Annotated in this window: 17 protein-coding genes; 11 read left to right on the plus strand and 6 right to left on the minus strand. The window is 55.7% G+C overall.

All coding sequences use genetic code 11. The features are described 5' to 3' along the window. The first annotated feature begins 119 nt into the window (after positions 1 to 119). From KTT_RS23710 to KTT_RS23735, 6 genes are all read left to right on the plus strand, one after another. A complete protein-coding gene (locus tag KTT_RS23710) occupies positions 120 to 644 on the plus strand; it encodes a hypothetical protein (protein ID WP_126598893.1) in 525 nt (174 codons plus the stop codon). 208 nt (positions 645 to 852) lie between these two features. Then, positions 853 to 1,470, plus strand: coding sequence for a signal peptidase II (lspA, locus tag KTT_RS23715; protein WP_160146087.1), 618 nt, complete (start codon positions 853 to 855; stop codon positions 1,468 to 1,470). Further along, entirely contained in the window at positions 1,463 to 2,413 is a 951-nt protein-coding gene (locus KTT_RS23720; protein ID WP_126598897.1) for an RluA family pseudouridine synthase, read from the plus strand. Before lspA ends, KTT_RS23720 begins: the two co-directional genes overlap by 8 nt. A 465-nt stretch (positions 2,414 to 2,878) precedes the next feature. Continuing rightward, positions 2,879 to 3,178 carry a hypothetical protein gene (locus tag KTT_RS23725; RefSeq protein WP_126598899.1) on the plus strand — a complete coding sequence of 100 codons (300 nt, stop codon included), beginning with the start codon at positions 2,879 to 2,881 and terminating at the stop codon, positions 3,176 to 3,178. A 330-nt stretch (positions 3,179 to 3,508) separates the two neighbouring features. Continuing rightward, positions 3,509 to 4,111: a hypothetical protein gene (locus tag KTT_RS23730; protein ID WP_126598901.1), complete on the plus strand. Its 603-nt coding sequence runs from the start codon at positions 3,509 to 3,511 to the stop codon at positions 4,109 to 4,111. 425 nt (positions 4,112 to 4,536) lie between these two features. Then, positions 4,537 to 5,388 carry an FG-GAP repeat domain-containing protein gene (locus KTT_RS23735; protein ID WP_126598903.1) on the plus strand — a complete coding sequence of 284 codons (852 nt, stop codon included), beginning with the start codon at positions 4,537 to 4,539 and terminating at the stop codon, positions 5,386 to 5,388. On the opposite strand, the gene KTT_RS23740 is transcribed toward KTT_RS23735, so the two are convergent. Further along, complete coding sequence (locus tag KTT_RS23740; protein WP_126598906.1) at positions 5,333 to 6,205, minus strand: alpha/beta hydrolase; 873 nt, start codon at positions 6,203 to 6,205, stop codon at positions 5,333 to 5,335. The genes KTT_RS23735 and KTT_RS23740 overlap by 56 nt on opposite strands. A 90-nt stretch (positions 6,206 to 6,295) precedes the next feature. Next, positions 6,296 to 6,658 carry an HU family DNA-binding protein gene (locus KTT_RS23745; protein WP_126598908.1) on the minus strand — a complete coding sequence of 121 codons (363 nt, stop codon included), beginning with the start codon at positions 6,656 to 6,658 and terminating at the stop codon, positions 6,296 to 6,298. Between the two features lie 710 nt (positions 6,659 to 7,368). Between KTT_RS23745 and KTT_RS23750 the strand changes: the two genes are divergently transcribed. After that, a complete protein-coding gene (locus tag KTT_RS23750) occupies positions 7,369 to 7,737 on the plus strand; it encodes a SaoD/DsrE family protein (RefSeq protein ID WP_126598910.1) in 369 nt (122 codons plus the stop codon). A gap of 261 nt (positions 7,738 to 7,998) precedes the next feature. On the opposite strand, the gene KTT_RS23755 is transcribed toward KTT_RS23750, so the two are convergent. Then, complete coding sequence (locus KTT_RS23755) at positions 7,999 to 9,621, minus strand: sensor histidine kinase (RefSeq protein WP_126598912.1); 1,623 nt, start codon at positions 9,619 to 9,621, stop codon at positions 7,999 to 8,001. A gap of 368 nt (positions 9,622 to 9,989) precedes the next feature. Next, a complete protein-coding gene (locus KTT_RS23760; protein ID WP_126598914.1) occupies positions 9,990 to 12,866 on the minus strand; it encodes an ATP-binding protein in 2,877 nt (958 codons plus the stop codon). A 235-nt stretch (positions 12,867 to 13,101) separates the two neighbouring features. Between KTT_RS23760 and KTT_RS23765 the strand changes: the two genes are divergently transcribed. Then, a complete protein-coding gene (locus KTT_RS23765; RefSeq protein ID WP_126598916.1) occupies positions 13,102 to 13,719 on the plus strand; it encodes an HAD family hydrolase in 618 nt (205 codons plus the stop codon). Positions 13,720 to 13,796: 77 nt separating this feature from the next. On the opposite strand, the gene KTT_RS23770 is transcribed toward KTT_RS23765, so the two are convergent. Further along, positions 13,797 to 14,579: an inositol monophosphatase family protein gene (locus KTT_RS23770; protein ID WP_160146088.1), complete on the minus strand. Its 783-nt coding sequence runs from the start codon at positions 14,577 to 14,579 to the stop codon at positions 13,797 to 13,799. 148 nt (positions 14,580 to 14,727) lie between these two features. Here KTT_RS23770 and KTT_RS23775 point away from each other — a divergent pair, with 148 nt between their 5' ends. Then, positions 14,728 to 15,165, plus strand: coding sequence for a cupin domain-containing protein (locus tag KTT_RS23775; protein WP_126598921.1), 438 nt, complete (start codon positions 14,728 to 14,730; stop codon positions 15,163 to 15,165). A gap of 251 nt (positions 15,166 to 15,416) precedes the next feature. Here KTT_RS23775 and KTT_RS23780 read toward each other — a convergent pair whose 3' ends face one another. Continuing rightward, on the minus strand, positions 15,417 to 16,316 hold the full coding sequence (locus KTT_RS23780) for an SPL family radical SAM protein (protein WP_126598923.1): 900 nt from the start codon (positions 16,314 to 16,316) through the stop codon (positions 15,417 to 15,419). Between the two features lie 295 nt (positions 16,317 to 16,611). Between KTT_RS23780 and KTT_RS23785 the strand changes: the two genes are divergently transcribed. Continuing rightward, positions 16,612 to 17,466 carry a hypothetical protein gene (locus KTT_RS23785; RefSeq protein WP_126598925.1) on the plus strand — a complete coding sequence of 285 codons (855 nt, stop codon included), beginning with the start codon at positions 16,612 to 16,614 and terminating at the stop codon, positions 17,464 to 17,466. Between the two features lie 162 nt (positions 17,467 to 17,628). Continuing rightward, positions 17,629 to 19,332 (plus strand): WD40 repeat domain-containing serine/threonine protein kinase, encoded by a 1,704-nt coding sequence (locus tag KTT_RS23790; protein ID WP_126598927.1) that lies wholly within the window; start codon positions 17,629 to 17,631, stop codon positions 19,330 to 19,332. Positions 19,333 to 19,350 lie beyond the last annotated feature (18 nt).

Here is a 19,350-nt window from a genome sequence, read left to right on the forward strand (position 1 = left end):
TGAACGGGGAAATAAACTATGCCTGAGGGATAAGAGGCAGGCAATGTCTGGCTGATACTATGTGATTGATGATGCGTGTACATTTCAAGAGAGAGCGTAAAGTGAAAAGGAAAGATCTTATGGGGACGCAGCCATTAGCCAGGCTGATGTGTAATATCGAGATCGCTCCTGACAATGAGTACGACGCTGATGTGATGGTGGTGCACGAGGTTGGGAGAGAGTTGATCAGCGCGTTGCAGCAGGATGGTTACGCGGTCGCATCGGTCTACAAAGGGAATCCCAGGGGGATCGGTCTGTTTTATCAGGTGGCATCGGGAAATGTACCGCTTGAGGGCTGGCCGGACGAGGAGACGGATATGCTTGAGGGGCTGAAATATCTGTTACAGACGGTCAGCCCCATCGCGCGCACGCTCTGGATGGCGGGCAGAAGGGCACTACAGGCGCCGGCCAGTCTGAGTGTTGCACTGGCGTTGGAAGATATCGAGCTGAACCTGGACCCGAGGGATATGGATGATGAAGAAGGGATCTCGCTCCTGGCCCAGACCATTCTTCAGCGCTATTCCGGTCAGCATCTGCCCTCCTCCCAGCACATCACGCTCAACGGCAAGATCGCGCGAGCCAGGTCGGGACGCCGCGGTCTGTAGGGGCAAGGTCGGATTGCCTGTTGGAGAGGGAAGCAGGAGGTTTGAGCAGATCGCAAGTGCGGGTAGAGGCCAGCGGGTGGACTGTGATACAATAGGCGTGCTCGGATGGACCCTACCATTGTGCGCCTGACTGCCTGGCAGGCTGTGACGGTCGCGATTCTGACTGCTGGTCGACCGAGACACCGATTTGGATGGAAAGAAGGAAATTGTGCCGTTGAAACGTGCCCGTCTGTATGACGTTCTGGCTCTCTGCACGGCGATCACCGCCATTGTGCTCGACCAATGGAGCAAGGCGCAGGTCGTCCAGAATATGACCGTGGGAAGCGAAATACCGTTTCCGATCCTGGGACACTACCTGGTTTTCAATTATATACATAATTCAGGCGCAGCCTTTGGCATGCTGTCCGGTGGCAAAGGATCAATCGTGCTGGCCGTCCTGATCGCGATCGCCGTACTGGTTGTCTGTTATCTCTACTCGCGCATGCTCAACACCGGTTCCCTGGCCTATAAACTTGTATTTGGATTGATTCTGGGCGGCGCCTTTGGCAACCTGATCGATCGTCTCGTGCACAGCGGGTACGTCGTCGACTTTGTCTCCTTCCGCATCCCTGAGATCAACTACTATTTCGCGATCTTCAACGTTGCCGACGCCTGTATCTCAGTAGGTGTCGTCCTGCTGTTCCTCATGGTCCTGTTTGGTGGATTCAGGCAACGCCACCGGTACGAGGATGGCGGCGCGGGCGAGATCGTGACTACAGAGCCTGTGACGAAAGAAAGGGCGGCGCTAAACAACACCACGCTGCGTAGCACTAAGAACGATGAATAAAGACACAACTACACCACCACAGACAAGCTGGACGATCACGGAAGAGCACGTTGGCACGCGCCTGGACCGCTTCTTAACCACGCAGATCGACACGCTGTCCCGAGCCTCTATTCAGCAACTGGTAAGCGACGGGGCCATCCTCATCAACGGCAAAGCGGCCAGCAAGTCCGGCTACGCCCTGCGGCTCAACGACCGCGTGCAGGTCCAGACCCTGATCCCCTCCTCCGCCGTCAAGAACGTCGTGGCGCAGGTCATGCCCCTTGACATTGTATACGAGGACGCCGACCTGATTGTCATCAATAAAGCGGCGGGCATGGTCGTCCATCCCGCCCCCGGCCACTACGAAGACACCCTGGTCAACGCCCTGCTGGCCCGCTATCCCGAGCTCAAGAGCCAGCAGGAGGATCTGCGGCCGGGCATCGTGCATCGGCTGGATCGCGACACCTCGGGACTGCTGCTTGTCGCCCGCAACCTGCAGACGCAGGCTGCCCTGATCGAGCAGATGAAGGCGCACCAGATCGAGAAGCGCTATCTGGCCCTGGTCGAGGGCGTCGTCTCGCTTGATCGCGGCAGCATCGACGCCCCCATCGGGCGCGATCCACGCAACCGCCAGCAGATGACGATTACCTCCATCGACAGCAAAGAGGCCGTCACCCACTTCAAGGTACAGGAACGCTATCAGCACCACACACTGCTCCTGCTGCAGCTAGAGACCGGACGCACCCACCAGATTCGCGTCCACCTCAAAGCGATCGGCCACCCGGTCGTGGGCGATCCTACCTACGGCACCGGCCGGCTCAGATACGGTATTACCCTGCACCGCCAGTTCCTGCACGCCTATCAGCTCCGCTTCACACATCCTACCACCGGTGCTACCGTTGAACTGGAAGCACCTCTGCCAGAGGACCTGCAGAGCATCCTGGACCAGCCCGAGTTCCTTTAGCCACATGTATAGCAGGTAGGTAGCAGACGCACCCCGTGCGCGGGAAGGTGGAAAATAGCGCAGGTGCGCAAGACGCCTCAAAATTGGGAGAAACCCGCCAATCGATTCGGCGAAATGTCGCGGGCGTGTCCACAAAAACGAAGAACAGAGGCCTGGAGCGGGCTGGCGCGATATATATGCTTTGACCATGCGATCAGCCAGCGTGCCCGGCGTGAAAAAGCTGGTGTCTGGACCTGTTCGCCGCGCCTGTAGAATAAAAGGATAAATTCGTTAGAACATAGAGTATAAATCAACTCGCCCGTCTGCTAATTTCAACAAAAAAACGATAGTATCTATTAAATAATTGACTTCAGGGGCTTGACTAGCAATCGTTTTTAGGGTACTACTATCGTGTCGGTAGGTTTCAAGTCGTGTAGCGCGTACTGGCTTATGTTGACCTTTTGCTGAAAGGTTAGGTTTATCCTCATGCTGATGAAGAAAGCTACCCATTATGAAGAGGCCGGGGCCATCTTCGCGGCTATCGTAGAACTAGCTGACGAAGACCTGGCGAACGTTGTTGCTGGCGCCGGCTATGCCGCAGACCTGTTTGATGAAGACGACCTGGCTTCTGGTGGGGTCTCTTATGGGCAGATTTCTGGTGGAGTTGCCTATGGGCACATGCACATGCACATGCATATGTACAGGCGTTATCGCCGGGCCGCCATCCGCCGCCTCGTGAGCCGCTATCGTCAGAGCCGCATGTCGACGACGACGGTCTCCCCTTAACCACCAGGGCATTTATCAGATTTATTACTCCTTATCAGGATTTCTCACTAAAGAAGTTGGTTTCTCGTTCATCTCTTTCTGGAGGACCAGAGGAGGCGTCGAGGGGCCGACTTCTTTGTGCCGTTTGGGACCGCATCTGCCGTATCGGACTCTGGGTGTCCTTGTTGCTCGTACAAGAATATGGTAAAACTGCAGCATTGATGAATATACTTCTATACGTATGTAGAATAATGCTTTAAGCGGCCAGTGTGATGATAAACGATCAGGTAGAGGGGATTTGTTGCCGAGCTGGAGGGGAATATGCTGGAAACCAGAAATGAAGATATAAATATGCGTGTACTTTATGCGGTCGAAGACGCCTTCTGGCTGAATGTGCTCAATGGGTCACTCAAAGAACTGCAGCAGCGTGGGATGATTGCGGGTTGGGAGTGTTATGATCTCTCTGCCAGATCATCCAGGTCGGCCGAGGATCGCAATGATGGATGGTATCGAGAAGGAGACGCGCTGGTCTGCGTGCTGATCAGCCAGCATTTTTTCGCCAGTGAGTTCAGCGATGGATTGGAGATGGAGCAGTTGCTAGAGTGCCACGAAGATGGAGAGCTTGTGCTGGTCCCCGTATTGCTTCATGACATCGATTGGCGGCGGACCTCTTTCTCCTTGCTGCGCCTGCTAGGGGAGCAGGCTCCTTATGTTGTACGCTGGTCGAGCGCTCTGCATGATTTTGTGGCCCTGCCAGAGGCTATGCAGCGCGCCATCAAGCTCTATCGCGCCCATACGCCACCAGCAGCCACGACCACGCCAGATTTCGCCACTGGCCAGCAGATGGTACGCAAACTGCTGCTAGCCAACTGCCAGCAAGAGATGGCTGAGAAAGAAAGAGAACGGCAAGATATCATCCAGTTGAGCGCGCAATCGTCCACCGCCATGAAATGAATCCCGGCAAGCCCGAAAAGCCGGGGCAAGCCCGGCACCTACGGTGTGTGCACCTGCGCACGTTTATGGCCCGCATTGCATGTATCACATGTATAGAAGCGAGTGGGACATATGGGTAATATTGCTTGAAATCCTCATCAGTTGCAGGTAAAATATGCGTATCTGTTGATGTTGTCTTGTGGATATGTGGGAAGTTGAACTCCATTCATTGTGTGCTTTGTGCGCGCGCCAGATGCTGATAGGCTTTTTTTCTCCGTATGGTCCAGATAGATTGACAGGAACAGGTTTGTTCAATTAAAATAGAACAAAGGTTCTGATTTGGTCGTTTGTTCTATCCTGTGGAGTAAGAAGCGCCCCGAGGGAAGCGATGTGGTTCGATAGGATAAGCGGGATGTGTGTTTTTGATATTGAGAGGAGTACGCGCGATGCCGACTCTGGAGTCTACTGAGAGGATTGCCCCCAAAAGTATCTTACGTCATCGACCGATAGAGGGTGGGAGCGGGAAGAAGCAAGCATCCGATTCCGTGGCTGGTATTGTAACTCCTGTGCCACGTGCCTCACGTCCGAGTGGAGAAGTTGTTGTGGCTGCGGAGCAGCAAGAGAGGGGAGCGATGCCCAAAGAGTCATCGCAGGAGGGTTGGCGTATGCAGGAGACAACGGCCGGTCAGGGACATCATGGCAAGGACACGGCGACGCGGCACATGGTGTATATGGATCTGTCGCCAACGCGCGTCACGCGGGTCGAGGGGGCTCTGCGCCGGTCGGTGCGGTACCGGCCGCGTCAGCTCGTCAAGGTACACACGGCGCCCGCGCGCCCCTTCTGGTTTTATCTTCTCATCGGCATGACGGGCACCCTCTTACTATGGATGGTATTGAGTACCGCCGCGGGCTGGTTCTCGACCTGGATGGATGATCTGCACTATGGGCGTCCGCGCACCTTTCAGACCGACGCGCGCGTGGGCCACAACGAGCAAAGGGGCCTGCCCAGCCATTTTATCGCCCTCAACCTCCATCGGCGCATCGAGATCATCGAGTTCGCCGGTGGTGATCCCGCGCAGGCCCGCATATTCATGGGACCCGAGCTCTATCACGCCAACGACGAACTGGTACCGGTTGAGCTCAAGTTCGCCGACCTCAATAACGATGGCAAGCCAGACATGGTTGTTCTCTACCAGGGGCAGCACCTGGTCTATATCAACGACGGCAAGAGCTTCCGACTTTCTACTCAGGCTGAGCAGGATGGGATTGAGCAGGCGCTGCAGCATCTGGGCTGGTAGTCCGCACAAAGTGGCCGACCTGCGTAAAGACCTCCTCCCGCTCGGGTCCCACCACGATTAAATGGTCGGACTTATGAAGCCAGCGCAGAAATCTGGGCGTGGCCGCGCGCGCCCGGCGATAGAGGTCATCGGCGTTGCGAGGTTTAACTGTATGATCATTGCGGCTCTGTATGATCAGCAGGGGGGTGCGTAACTTGTGAAGGCGGCGACGACAGTAGGCGGTCAGCGCGAACAGCTCGGCCAGAGCCGGGATGGGCAGGCGCACCATCTGCTTGATGGCAGCGACCGTATGCTGATCAGAAAAATCAATCTGTGCCTGTGGATCGCGCAGGCGCGCCTGTCGCAGTGTCTCAGCCTGTACTTTGGGATCGTTGAAATTAAGGCGGGCCAGTGGATAATACCATTTGATAAAATAGCGCAAGAGGGGGACCGCGCGTGAGGGCCAGTTATCGTAGAAGTTGGTAGGAGTTGAGAGTGCCACCACGCCCGCGACGCGCCTGGGATGTTTAATACCCAGCAGCAGGGCCAGAACGCCTCCCATAGAAAAGCCGATCACAAAGATCCGTGGGTAGCGAGCCAGTAGATCCAGGCCAGCCTCGGCTGACTTTAGCCAGTGCTTGCGTCCATAGCGCAGCAGTTCTTCTGGATCGCCACTGTGGCCCGCCAGCGCCACCCCATAGACGCGAATGCCCCGGCTCGCCAGCGCCTCTCCCAGGCCGATCATCTCTCGCGGCGAGCCGCTAAAACCGTGGATCAGGAGACACGCGCTGGAAGCATCTTCCGGGCCAAGCAAAAAAGGAACGTTCTCTTGAGGCATGACAAAGACCTCCTATCATACTGCCGCACAGGAACTATTGCACTGTCAGCATAGCATGCCAGGAGGTCACGTATCAAACGAGGAAGGAGGCTAGCGGGTACCGCTGCGCTGCTGCTCAGATTTCTTGCCGCGCCCTGCGGAAGCATCCATAGCCGCCTGTGAAAGGACCGCACCGACTGAGAAGCCAACACGTTTGCGGGCCGGGATTGTAATCTGGGCGCCACCGCGGATAGATTTCACGCGGCGGGGGGCGACATCACGCAGGTTCCAGGTGCCAAAGCCCATCAAACGGACCTCGTAGCCCTTGGCGACGCCTTCACGAACAACCTCGGTAAAAGCATCGATAACCTTGTTCGTCTCTTTCAGATTCATTCCAGCTTTGGCCGCGATCTGATGGATCAGCTCGTCTTTGCCAACTACAACGTGTTCTCTATCTGTCGAACTTGTTCTCATAAAAATTGTAACTCCTCACAAATGGTTTTGCAGAGAGAAATAGTGCCTCTGCTCATAACGTCAATGCTCTATCGCATTGTCAATGTTATCTGGCAGACTTGCTGCATAAAACAGAACAGTAACCCTGCGCATTGGCAGTCCTGTAATCAGCAATCAGGTGAGCCGCTGATGCGACTAGTTGCTGTACAGCTTTTCCGATTGAATAGCGTAGTGTTGTCTACCACTTTCACTATACAGAGTGCCACCAAATAGTTTAGGTCATTACCGTAAAGGTTCATTCTTGCTACCTGATTCGCGCCATGCTCGATTGTGCATGCATGTCCGCGCCCCGCGTCTGCGAGCGTAGAAGAAAATCGGACGCGCTCCCCACAAATATGGCGAAAGCGGCATTAAATATGTTAACCTTAACGATGGCAACAGATTTAGTCGCCCGAAGGCATTGCCCTCAACAGTGCCGATCCCGGCTGGATCTCACAGCAGGCGCCCTTTGCGTCCGTGCAAGGTGCCTGGATGACAGCCGGAAATCTTTAGCAGGATTACCTGATTGTACCCTGGTAGGTATCTATGAGGGAAGGATTGTGGCTGCTTCATTGCAGGGTCGCGCCATGTTGTGTTGTTGTCAGATAGACTGGTATAACAGACAAGCGTAGCGCGTTTTGTCGTCACCACGACAAACGCGCATCGCCTCAACAAGAGAGAAGAAGATCGCTATGAAAGTTGCCTATATCTTTAGCACATCCGGACACACCGTCAGCTACAAGCTTGGAAAGATGATCCTGCCTCAGCTTGAGGAGCATCGTCACGGGGCCGAGGTGGTCGGCATGTTCTTTTTCGACGACAACACCTTCGCCTTGCGCAAGGGGAATCCGCTGGGAGAGCGCCTGGCTGCCGTTGCCCGCGAGAACGGCATGCTGCTCATGCTCTGTGACCAGTGTGCCAGTGAGCGCAACCTTGCCGTCCTCCGAGAGGATGGCAAGTATGATCCTGTCGACACCGTCGAAGGGGTGCAGGTTGGCTGCTTCCCCGATCTCTACGCCGCCCTGGAGGGCAACCCTCCCGATCAAGTTATTACGCTCTAAAGAGCCAGGGCAGGAGTGCTCGCCAGCGTGGGGGCGCTGACGCCCCCAATCTTTTTCTTATGAAAGATGGTCAAAGATGCAACAGCCGTGCGCCGAGCGCACGGCTGTTGCATCTTTGACCATCTTTAAAACTCCTGAGGGTTCACACTGCCTTGCTCAACTGCCTATTATATATTGGTGCATCGGGTGCGCATTCGCGCACCCGATGCACCAATATATAAAACCAATGCGGCCGCGTAGCGGACGCGCGTGCGGGAGCGCTTACCTGCCCCCAGGGTGATGGGGGTCTGACACACTCTGAGGGCTGCAGAGCGGCAGCGTGAAAAAGAAAGTTGACCCCTCCTCTTCGGTGGAGTCGAACCAGATATGGCCGCCGTGGTTCTCTATCAGTTCGCGGCACAGGTAGAGGCCGAGGCCGGTTCCACTGATATGCATCGCTTTGGCGTTGTCGGCGCGCATGAAGCGTCCAAAGATGCGCGATTGCTGGTGGGCCGGGATGCCCAGCCCGTGATCCTGCACCGCGATTAAAGCCTCGTTGGCTCCGGTCTTATCAGCGATAGTGACATCAACGGGACCGCCCTGGGGGCTGTACTTGATGGCGTTGGAGAGCAGGTTAGTCAGGACCTGTTCGATGCGGTCGGCGTCGACGAAGGCGCACAACGTGTCCAGGGAGGTATGCAGGTTGATCTGGTGAAGCTGCGTGGTCAGTTGAAGTCGACCGATAACCTGGCGAGCCAGCAAGATGAGATCGACTGACTTGCGCTCAAGCTTGAGGTGGCCCGCCTGCATGCGCGTCGTGTCCACCAGATCCTCCGTAATCTTGCTCAGTTGCCGGGTCGCCTGACGCATATCCTGAATGATTTTTTCCTGCCGCGTATCTAGAGGTTGCCCCCGGCCGCGCGCCGCACGTGTTAGCAGCATATCGGCGCCCATGGCTACGATGGTGACCGGAGTGCGCAGTTCGTGCGTCGCCAGGTTGATAAATTCATCTTTTAGTTTTTCCGATTCTTTCAGCGTGGTCACATCCTGATGGACGACGAGGACGATCTGCTCATCGAGTGGGCTATCGCTAGCAAGGTGGTGAGAAATACGACGCAGATCCTTATGTTCTTTGAGGGGGATCGCGCAGACCAGGATAGGAATGGTGGTACCGTCGGGTCGTCGCACCACTTCCTGGAACTGGTAGATGCTCTCACCGGTGGTAGTAGCCCGGTAGACTGCCAACTGCTGTAAAGAGAGTGCCTGCCCACCAGGGCCCAGCAATTGAATGTTATTCTCCTTCATAAACTCTGCCAGGGGTTGCCCCGGTTTCATCTCGACGCCCCAGACATTGGCGGCCGCCCGATTAGAGAGCACGAAGCGGGCATCGGGACCCTGAACGAGATAAATACTGACGGGTAGCTCATCAACGATGAGCTGCAGAAAGTCAAGCTTTGCCTGCTGCTCGGCCTGGAGCTTTTGTTCGATCTTCTCCAGGCGACGGCGTTCCGTCACATCGCGGTTAATCTCCAGGATCGCTATCGGTTTCGCGTTTGCATCGCGTTCAAGTACATGCCTGCTCTCAACGATGATCTGCTCACCAGTACGGCCGATGTGGATGAGGTCGCCCTCCCAATAGCCTTTGGTCTCCAGAATATGTTGAATATCAGCCAGGGGGATCGGAAAGCGCGTCTGGAGCAGGGTATGGGTTATCTGGCCCATCGCCTCCTCGGCCGTCCACCCATACAGTTGTTGAGCCCCCTGGTTCCAGAACACAATGGCGCTTTGTGGATCGCGTACGATAATGGCATCATGGGCCAGTTCAAGCAGGCGTCCTTGCAAGTCGAGTCGATTTTTGTGTGACAGCAGGTATGATTTGGGATATTTCAGCGTCTCGTGATGCATGCTTCCCCCTGGTTGAAGAGCTTGTATGGTCGCACTTGCTAGCTCGCTGGATAAAATATTGGGACATATCTATCATATGACAAGCGTACAGTAATTGCCAGCCAGTTGGAAGTGTATGATTGTCTTTGATGGCTGATACACAGGTGGGGAGTTTTTGTGTGTTTAGAGACCAAACTCATCTGCTTGAAGCGGTTGAGGACCCGGCTGAGGTGTTTTGCTAACGATATACGAACAGCTGATCAATGCCTCTGCTGCAAGCGATCAAAAGGCGCGGAATAGGACTTATCCTATTTAGAGGACAGGAGAAAAATGCACAAAATTTGTCTGGTTTTGTCGGAGCTTTGCCCTTGATTTGCTCCCCCTGGTGATCATGGCAGGAGTGATATCAGGGTTGCCTGGCTCCCATCCTGCCAGGCGGCCTGGAAGCGGGCGGGATCGAGCTGAGCGCGCGCCAGGGACAGGGCCAGGCGGTAGGAGGTCCGGTAGACGGGAGGCATGGGAGCCACGATGGTCGAGCGGATGCTGGCGGCCAGTCCCCAGCATTGGATGGCCCGTTCGGGCGCTTGCTGGACGACCAGGACACTGCCATAACCCTCCAGACCGGCCGCGATCATCTCTTTTGCCTCCAACTGTTTAAGGATGGCCAGGCTCTCCTCGTAGCTGGCGCGCGCCTGTTGCCAGTCGTTGCGTGAGGAGGCCAGGCGGCCCTGAGAGATCAAGACCTCCGCGCGGCCCATAGGATCGGCGATCGCTTTGAACAGCTGACTGCTCTCATCGAGCAGCTGCGCGGCCTGCCTGTCTTTGCGGCCCATCAGGATATTGGCCTGCAGATCGAGCGCGTGCGCGACCAGACGACGATTGCCGACCGCCCGGAAGAGGTTCAGGCTATCCTCGACCAGCTCCTGTGCCTTCGCTATATTCTGGTCGGACAGGAAGAGCGTACGCGCCATGTAGTAGAGGGGATAGGCGGTACTGTCCTGCTCGCCCAGAGAGGCGTACTCGGCCAGGTTCTCTTCCAGCAGGGCATAGGCTTTACTGTAGCTACCCTGGGCGATGGCGATCTGCGCCAGGGCGATGCGCGTGGAGGCGGCCCGCCGCGTATTACCGCCCTCGCGATCGATGGTCAGGGCCTCCTCAAGCAGGCGACGCGCCACTTTATAAGAATTTTTTGTCAGGGCCAGATTACCCTGCAGGCGCAGGATAGCGGCCATCGCACTTTTATCGCCGCTCTCACGGAACAGCAACTGGCTCTCGCGCAAAAACGCCTCCGCCTGAGGCACCTGGCTTAGCATCAATGCCAGAAAGCCTGCGCTGTGCAAAGCCTGAGCCCTGATCGTTGCCGGGACCTCCTGCGGGCTGGCCAGCGCCTGTGTCAGCAAGCTGGCCCCCTCTTCAAAGTAGCCTCGGATCTCCCAGTAGCGCATCAGAGCCACCCCGAGGCGCTGCGCCTGCTCACTGCGTGTCTGATCGGGATTGTGCTCATTGAGCAGCCAGGCAGCGGCCTCGCGGATATTCTCATAGTCCTGGTCGAGCTGGTCGAGCCAGAATACCTGTTCGGCTCCTGCCAGCCGAGGCGCGATCTCCTCACACCTGGACACGCTATAGCTGCCCAGGGCGCTCAGGGTCGTCTCCGTCTCGGCGGCCTCCGCCAGTCGAGTCGAACCATAGGTGCGTAGCGTGCGCAACTGCCAGAAGCGCGCCTCGCCATTGCCACCACGACGCTGCAGCATACTCTTATCGACCAGGTTCTCAAGCAGTTCAACGATAGGTTTATCGAGCGGTCCCGCCGCCGTACAGATCTGTTCCGCCGCCTCCCGCGTAATGGCCGCCGGGCAGACTGAGAGCCGACGGAACACGCGCTGTTCTGCTGGCTCAAGCAGATCATAGCTCCAATCGATAGCCTGCTGCAGCGTTCGCTGGCGTGCTGGAATGTCCTGGACCTTGCCCTGCAACTGCATGCTCTCCTGCTGCAGGCGCTCCAGCAGTTGCGCGGTCGTAAAATAGCGGCTCTGAGCCGCCGCCAGTTCGATGGCCAGTGGAATCCCATCCAGCCGGCCGCAGATGCGCAGGATATCGGGAGCGTTCTCTGCGGTGAGCTCGAAGTCCGGCTGCAGCGCCTGCGCCCGTTGCACAAAGAGCGCGATCGCCGCCGAACGAGAAAGGGAGACAAGGTCCATGGCCTGTTCACTGTTCGGGAGGGGGAATGGCTGCACCTCGAACAGATGCTCGGCCTGCAGGTGCAGCATCGTCCGACTGGTCACCAGCATCTTCAGTCCTGGACAGCTGGTGAGCAGCTCGGCGACCGCCAGGCGGGCGGAGAGGACATGTTCAAAGTTATCGAGCACCAGCAGCAGCGGCTGATCGGCCAGGGCTGTTTTGATCTGCCCAAGCAGCGGGGTTCCCTGTTCCTCCTGTATTCCGAGCGCGCGCGCCAGTGTGGACAGCACCTCATCGCTGCTGTGGGCCTCCTCCAGCGCCACAAAGCATATCTCGCTAGCCAACCGTTCCGCCAGTGTGCTGGCCACCTGCAGGGCCAGGCGAGTCTTGCCCACGCCGCCGATACCGATCAGGGTCAGCAGCCGCACCCCCGGACGCAGGAGCTGCTGGCAGAGGATCTCCACCTCCTGTTCACGTCCCACAAAGGACGCGGATGGCTGTGGAAGGGGACGGAGCGAGCGGCGTGAGCCAGCGGTCGCGGGAGGTGGGAAGGTCTCGGGCAGGCCGGGGATGACCAGTTGAAACAGCCGGCTCTGGCCCGGAATATCCTTGAGGCGATATGAGCCAAGATCTTGTATGCCAACCTCATCGGGCAGGTCGTTAGCCACCAGGTCATGGGTCGCCTGCGACAGCAGTACCTGTCCGCCGTGGGCCGCGCCCATGATGCGCGCCGCGTGATGAACATCCAGTCCGACATAGCCCTCCTCGACCGCCTGCGGTTCGCCCGTGTGGACGCCCATGCGTACGCGCACCGTGACATCCTCGGGCCAGTGGGCCTCGGCCAGGGAATGCTGCGCGATCACGGCGGCCATAATGGCATCGCTGGCGCGCTCAAAAACCACAAAGAAGGCATCGCCCTGCGTATCCACCTCGAAGCCATGGCTGTGGGCGAAGGCGGCGCGCATCAGACGGCGACATTCGCGCAGCATATCCGCGTACTGCCGTCCCAACTGGCGCAGCAGGCGCGTCGAGCCCTCGATATCGGTGAACAGCAGCGTCAACGTTCCAACAGGGAATTGTCGCATCATTTCTACCCGCTCCGTCTACTGGAATGATTGCTTTCGATCCTTTGCGCCAATAATATCACATCTATGCGGCGAGATAAATCCATCATGAAGGTACAGTGCCGAGCCACCGTAGATGCCGGTAGAAGTTGACGAAGCGGTGGTCCCCTCTTTGCTCCTTGACATTATCTGTACCATGCACTATTATATCCGTGTGAGATGTATCCGCGACGGATATATAGAGTGAAAGGAATAAGGCATGGCTATTCGAGCGGTCGTGTTTGATATTGGTGGCGTGTTAGAGATCACGCCTGCTAATCCCGAGAGGACGATACAATGGGAGGCGCGGCTAGGGCTGCAACCAGGAGAACTGAATCAGCGCATGGAGCAGGTGTGGCATGATGGCTCTCTGGGCAGATGTTCTGAAGAACAGGTGCTGGAGAGTCTGAAAGAGCGCGTTGGGATGAGCCAGAAGCAGATAGCTGTTTTCTGGCAGGAATTATGGGATGAATATCTGGGCCAGCCTAATGTTGAGCTGATGGAATACTTCAAGGGCTTGCGTCCCGCGTATCGCACCGCTATGCTGAGTAACAGCTTCGTGGGAGCTCGTGCCAGGGAGCAAGATCGCTACCACTTTGATCAATTGGCTGAGATGATCATCTACTCGCACGAAGTCGGTGTGGCCAAACCGGAGCGACGCATCTATGAGCTAACCTGCGAGTTGCTTGAACTACAACCCGCCGAGGTCCTTCTCCTGGATGACGCGGAAGCCAACGTGCTGGGGGCTCGCCAGTGCGGTATGCATGCTATCCCCTTTCAAGGGAACGGGCAGGCCATCGCAGACATCAACGCCTTCCTGCGAGCCGCTTCCGCTTGAAAAAAGAGCCCGGTCCACGCGGCACCTTGAGAGGATATGGCGCGAGCTCGCGCCATATCTCTACACCTGTCAATTTCTCACTCATCGAGATCAATTGTGGCAAGTACTTTAATCATGGCGGCCTGAAGAGCCGGGTGGGTGGTAGCCAGGAAGCGCGTCATCCCGGGGTCATAAGCTGTGCCTGTGAAATCAGTTACCAGCACACCTGCTTCTCGCGCGATACATGTGCCTGCTAACTGATCCTCGCGCTCTGAGTCCAGACTGACTAACCCGGCAATACGCCCCTCGGCCAGTAAGCACCAATCAAGTGATGGAGCCCAATTTGCTACTACTCGTTTCGCATGATCAGATAGTGCATTTTGAATAACTTTCGCGCTCGCTTTTTTGGCTGCATAGCCTTGAATGTAGGCAATGGTCGCGCGCTGGATATCCTCACTTTGGCGCACAGAAAACGGCATAGCATTGCGTTGAGCGCCATTACCATCCATGGCGCTCCAGAGTGTATCCGTCATGGGTTGGTAGACAACGCCCAGGACTGTCTTGTGATAGTGGACGAGTGCTATAGAGACACCAAATTGCGGAATGCCGGTTACAAAATTATGGGTTCCATCCAGTGGATCAACAAACCAGGTATACTCGGAACCTTTGTCGGTAAGTCCCTGTTCTTCTGAGAAGATATTGAAAGCGGGGCATGCAGTCTGCAGGATGGCCCGTATAGTTGCTTCTGATGCCAGATCCGCCTCTGTAACAATGTCGGAACCTGCCTTTTCTCTGAAGGGCAGCTCCTGGCCAAAATATCCACGCAAGAGCGCGCCGCCTGCTATTGAAGCCTGAGAAGCAATTTTTAGTAAGTCTTGCATACAGAGATCCTTCTTCATCACCAATTATAATTTGTTACTGTATAATTTTTATGTACATACAAGCCTGCTGTCAATGTTTTTTGTAACTTGCCCACAGAATAGGACGTATGAATTGATGAGAAGTTATATTGTGACGTGAAAGGAACGGATGATGAAATTCCATCACCGTAGATTGCCTGATTTCCCGGCTCTGCTGGCGGGTCCGACGCCGCCGGATAATTTCGCCTTTCTCTCAGATCGGCTGCAGGTGAGCTATTTTAATACTATGGAGGGCTGGGCGGATCTACAAGCGCACGCCCATCGTGAGAGCGACGAATTTTTCCTGGTGCTGCGGGGAGCGGTAATTGTTGAAGTGGAGGGGGAGCGCGTCAGTATCGGGCCGCGTGAGTTTTGTGGTTTTCCACACGGCACCTTTCACCAGGTGGTTGAGGTGAGCACTCCCGTTGAGTGCCTGGTGATCCGTAATTCGGCTGGCTATGACAAGGTCTATCGTTTGCCTGATGGCACGACTACGACCGAGAGAACCTATCATCAAGACCTCTTTGGCATGCTCAATACTGGCAAGGACCATTCTACCGAACAATAATTTCCAGACACGGTGTTTTCTCCGCGAACACGTTCGTTTCAAAGGGAACGGTAGTGTTCGGTGAGGGGTAATCGGAGGCGAGCTCCGAACCTATGGGGGCCGGGGACGGCCCTACGTGAATATGGATCGTGCTCGTCAAATGCAAGGTATGTATATTATTGTCGATGTGCTCTTTATATCTGGCGACTTGTTGATCGAGAGAAACAATAGGAATGCTTACGTATTAGCCTGCAGCATGTACTCCAGCGGTGTCAGAGCAATCGTGGTTGTGCCACAAGATCCTCTGTTTTCCGGATTCGCGGTGGGATGCTGAAGCCATCAAGGCTCCAGCCGATGGTGATGTTTCTGGTTTGCGGATGGTGGCGAAGATGGTCGTAGAGCTGGCGGGCATGGCGCGTCTCGGACCAGTCGGGGACAGCCTGGGCATAGGGGCTGTGGGAGGTACGGTAGCCGGCCGTGCCGTCACCATCGACCATGGTGTCAACGATGATGCGCCGGGCGCTGCTCTCGATCAGCCACTGTCCAAACTGCTCGGCAGAAGTGTAGGGCAGGCAGGGGCTGACCGCGATCTGGGTCGGGACGTCCTGCTGGCTGGCGGCGCGCACCGCCTGCCAGCGCTTCTCCAGCGGGGGTCCACCTCGCAGGTTCTTGAGATAGGATTGGTCGTTGGTCTCGATGGTCATCGACAGCCAGGCGTAGGGAATCTGCTTGATCAGCGCCAGGTCGCGTTCCACCAGCGGCGAGCGCGTCTGGATGAGCAGCAGATCGAGATCGGGATAGCGCGCGAAGACTTCCAGGCACTGGCGCGTAAGCTGATATTTGTTTTCGAGGGGTTGATAGGGATCAGTCGAGCTGCTCATAAAGATACGCAGCTTCTGGCGCGTGGCGGGCCGCATCTTCGCCAGCGTCTCATCGAGCAGCTGTGGCGCGTTCGCCTTGATGTGAACCGCGCTACCCCAGGTCGCGCTTCCCCCTACGAAGGACCAGTTGGGGAGGAACTGCGCGTAGCAGTACATGCCGCAGGTGGTCGATCCGAAGCCGCAGCCCACATAGCACGACAGGGTATGGGTATATGGATAGGTCCCGCTCGCCAGAAAGCCGCCGCGCTGGGGACCAAGGATGCTCTTTGCCTCTCTAAGATGAATCTCCATGCTAATTTTCTCTGTCTGCGTATCTATTAGGACATATGTTCATTAATGATTGCCTGTAGAGTATACCATACCGGTCAACTCGCCCTTCAAGACGAAGGGGGAGCTTTGATCGCGTCTTTTAAATATTAAGTATTTACTGTTATATATGTATCTTTTTAGCACATCCAATGAGTATATACATCAGTAGAGCTAAATAGTATTCATGATCCTCAGTTTCGTCAAGCTTTTTCTCACTGGATACCATCGTAATCCCTGATTGATGTCATCTGATTTTGTTGAATCTGGAGCAAGTAGAATGATACGTAAAAATGATCCTATGCGTCGCTACTACATATATTTCTTTATCTGCGAAGGGCTTGCTGTCAGCGGCCTGCTTTGCCAGTTTGTATCATCCCTGACGGCAGGTCGTCCCAACTACTTTAATCTGGGCATGTCTGTGTTTTTGCTACTACTGCTAACGTTTGCTTTCTTTGCTTTCAGACGGCGCCATCAGCGCACGGAGCGGCGGCGGCAACTGGCATTTTCCGGTGATGAGACCTTGTTGGCCCGGCCGCAACCACAGCCAGATGCTGATGCGCTGGCATTGCCCGCGAAAATTGTTCTACGTATGGATATTGGCAAATTAGCGATCTTGATGCTGATCTTTGTGGTACTATTGACGATTGTCGTGGTGCCTTTTGCTCTCATCATGTTTGCTTCTTCTCGTGATATAAGGATTATTGTTATTCTATTGGGAATCTTTTTCGCTATATATCTTTTTGTCTTTTTGATTACATTTGTTCTCGTTGCCCTTCTAATGCGTCGATTTATGTATCAAGAAGTCATTGTGGATGATTATGGTATCGGCAGCAGCATGTTTGGTAAGAAGATATATATCCCGTGGCCGGAGATACAGAGCTTCGCCATGTGGGGGAACGCCAAACGCTTCGCCACCATTGCCTTTGAAGTGACTGGTAATGATGGGTCTGTCGTACGCTGGAACCAGCTAGGGCCAAAGGGCACCTTCATCACCAGCATCTCGGCGCTCAAGCCGGAGGGAATGTCATTTGATGAGTACCGTGACCGCTCGCTCAGGTTGCAGCAGGTAGTGGTGGCACGTTCTGGCAAGCCACTCTATGACCTGCGCGACGAAAAAATAACCTGGTGGTAGTTGTCTCAGCGTATGCGGTATGATTGTCCTTGTGGATTTTTCATAAGCTGATAGAAGCATATAAGAGGTGGAATGCTCATGAAGTATTGGTAAGCAGCACTTGTTTCTATGCTATACTTTGAGCTACAGGGAGCGAACAATTTATAGATAGGTTACAGGTATATGGTGGACATATCAGGGCAGACCATTGATAGCTATCTGCTTCTTCGCCGTCTTGGTGGGGGGACTTTTGGCGATGTCTATCTGTCCGAGCATATACATCGCAAAGAGCTATTCGCGATAAAGATTTTACGATTTCATTTGAGCCAGGAGAACCTTCAGCTTTTTTTAAATGAGGCTCGTGTCTTTCGCCTGGCCCATCCCAATATCATACGTGTGCGAGATTTTGGGATGGAAGGTGATGTTCCGTTTATCGTGATGGAGTATCTGCCTGGTGGCACATTGCGCCAGATGCATCCACGTGGTCAGCCCTTGCCGCTTACATCGATTGTCACCTATGTCAGACAATTGAGTGCCGCGCTACAATATGCCCACGATGAAGGCCTGGTGCACCGTGATGTGAAGCCTGAAAATATGCTCATCGGGATGAATGGTGAAATTGTATTGAGCGATTTCGGGATTGTCACAACCTCGTATACCTGGGGTGAAAATCCGCAAGCAGGGGCTGCTGGCACGGCGCTCTATATGGCGCCAGAGCAGAGCCAGGCGCGCGCCGTGCGTGCCAGTGACCAGTACGCGCTGGCGGCGTTGACATATGAGTGGCTGATAGGGGTTCCACCATTTCTGGGCACGCTTCCAGAACTGACTGCCAAACACCTTTTTACGCCGCCCCCCTCATTGCGCAGGCGTGATGCGACCATCTCAGCTGAGATCGAGCAGGTCGTCTTAAAAGCGCTGGCGAAAGATCCCGCGCACCGTTTTGCCAGTGTGAGCGAGTTCGCGGCCGCGCTGGAGGAGGCCGCGAGGGTCCCTGTTGGCACCACGTTACAGGCTATTGCACCACAGGATAAACAACTCCTCTCTCTGGCATGGTCGCCGGAGGGGACACGCCTGGCTGTAGCCAGCAGTGATGCGGTCAGTGTGTGGAAGGTTGGAGCGGGGGAGGCTCTTTTCCGCGTCAACTGGCATCGGCAGCAAGTAACCGCTGTGGCCTGGTCACCCGATGGTTCCAGGCTGGCGACTTCCGGCAGTGACTGCACGGTGCAGATTGGGAACGCCGACAATGGTCAGGGATTAGTAACGTGCGCCGGCCATCACGAGGAGGTCTTAACGGTGGTGTGGTCGCCCGATAGCGCCAGATTGGTCTCGGGTGGGGCGGACCGCGTGCTGCGAATCTGGGATGCCACGACTGGCAAGACAGAGGCTGTTATTGTGGGGCATGGTGATGATATTTTATCGGTGGCGTGGTCACCTGATGGGGCCAGACTGGCATCCACCGGCTATGATGGAACGATACAGGTGCATGACTCCCAGAGTCACAAACAGACCTGGATGTCCAGCGGTGCTGTTCCTATCTATATGCTGGCCTGGTCGCCTGACGGTACACGCCTGGCGGCTGCTCGTTATGACGCAACCGTTCAGGTATATGAAGCCATGACTGGTCGTTTGCAGCAGACGTATCGAGGGCACTCAGATGGCGTTTTTGCTCTCGCCTGGTCTCCTGACAGTGTATTCATCGCCTCTGGAGGCGATGACACTACGATACAGATCTGGCGACCTGATACGGGCCTGCTGGTACATACCTATCGAGGTCACAAGCGAGGGATACGCGCGATTGCCTGGTCTCCTCGCAAAGGCAAGGAGACGCAGATTGCCTCGAATGACCTGGAACAGGTGGTGCTCGTCTGGCAGGCGCCATACGTATAGCGTTGCGGGCCAGGAGGC

This window comes from Dictyobacter aurantiacus, assembly GCF_003967515.1.
Taxonomy (GTDB): domain Bacteria; phylum Chloroflexota; class Ktedonobacteria; order Ktedonobacterales; family Ktedonobacteraceae; genus Dictyobacter; species Dictyobacter aurantiacus.

Coding starts and splice junctions, on each gene's coding strand:
- KTT_RS23710 (WP_126598893.1), top strand. CDS start 120: ATGGGGACGCAGCCATTAGCCAGGCTGATGTGTAATATCGAGATCGCT.
- KTT_RS23720 (WP_126598897.1), top strand. CDS start 1,463: ATGAATAAAGACACAACTACACCACCACAGACAAGCTGGACGATCACG.
- KTT_RS23725 (WP_126598899.1), top strand. CDS start 2,879: ATGCTGATGAAGAAAGCTACCCATTATGAAGAGGCCGGGGCCATCTTC.
- KTT_RS23730 (WP_126598901.1), top strand. CDS start 3,509: ATGCGTGTACTTTATGCGGTCGAAGACGCCTTCTGGCTGAATGTGCTC.
- KTT_RS23735 (WP_126598903.1), top strand. CDS start 4,537: ATGCCGACTCTGGAGTCTACTGAGAGGATTGCCCCCAAAAGTATCTTA.
- KTT_RS23740 (WP_126598906.1), bottom strand. CDS start 6,205: ATGCCTCAAGAGAACGTTCCTTTTTTGCTTGGCCCGGAAGATGCTTCC.
- KTT_RS23745 (WP_126598908.1), bottom strand. CDS start 6,658: ATGAGAACAAGTTCGACAGATAGAGAACACGTTGTAGTTGGCAAAGAC.
- KTT_RS23750 (WP_126598910.1), top strand. CDS start 7,369: ATGAAAGTTGCCTATATCTTTAGCACATCCGGACACACCGTCAGCTAC.
- KTT_RS23755 (WP_126598912.1), bottom strand. CDS start 9,621: ATGCATCACGAGACGCTGAAATATCCCAAATCATACCTGCTGTCACAC.
- KTT_RS23760 (WP_126598914.1), bottom strand. CDS start 12,866: ATGATGCGACAATTCCCTGTTGGAACGTTGACGCTGCTGTTCACCGAT.
- KTT_RS23765 (WP_126598916.1), top strand. CDS start 13,102: ATGGCTATTCGAGCGGTCGTGTTTGATATTGGTGGCGTGTTAGAGATC.
- KTT_RS23770 (WP_160146088.1), bottom strand. CDS start 14,579: ATGCAAGACTTACTAAAAATTGCTTCTCAGGCTTCAATAGCAGGCGGC.
- KTT_RS23775 (WP_126598921.1), top strand. CDS start 14,728: ATGATGAAATTCCATCACCGTAGATTGCCTGATTTCCCGGCTCTGCTG.
- KTT_RS23780 (WP_126598923.1), bottom strand. CDS start 16,316: ATGGAGATTCATCTTAGAGAGGCAAAGAGCATCCTTGGTCCCCAGCGC.
- KTT_RS23785 (WP_126598925.1), top strand. CDS start 16,612: ATGATACGTAAAAATGATCCTATGCGTCGCTACTACATATATTTCTTT.
- KTT_RS23790 (WP_126598927.1), top strand. CDS start 17,629: ATGGTGGACATATCAGGGCAGACCATTGATAGCTATCTGCTTCTTCGC.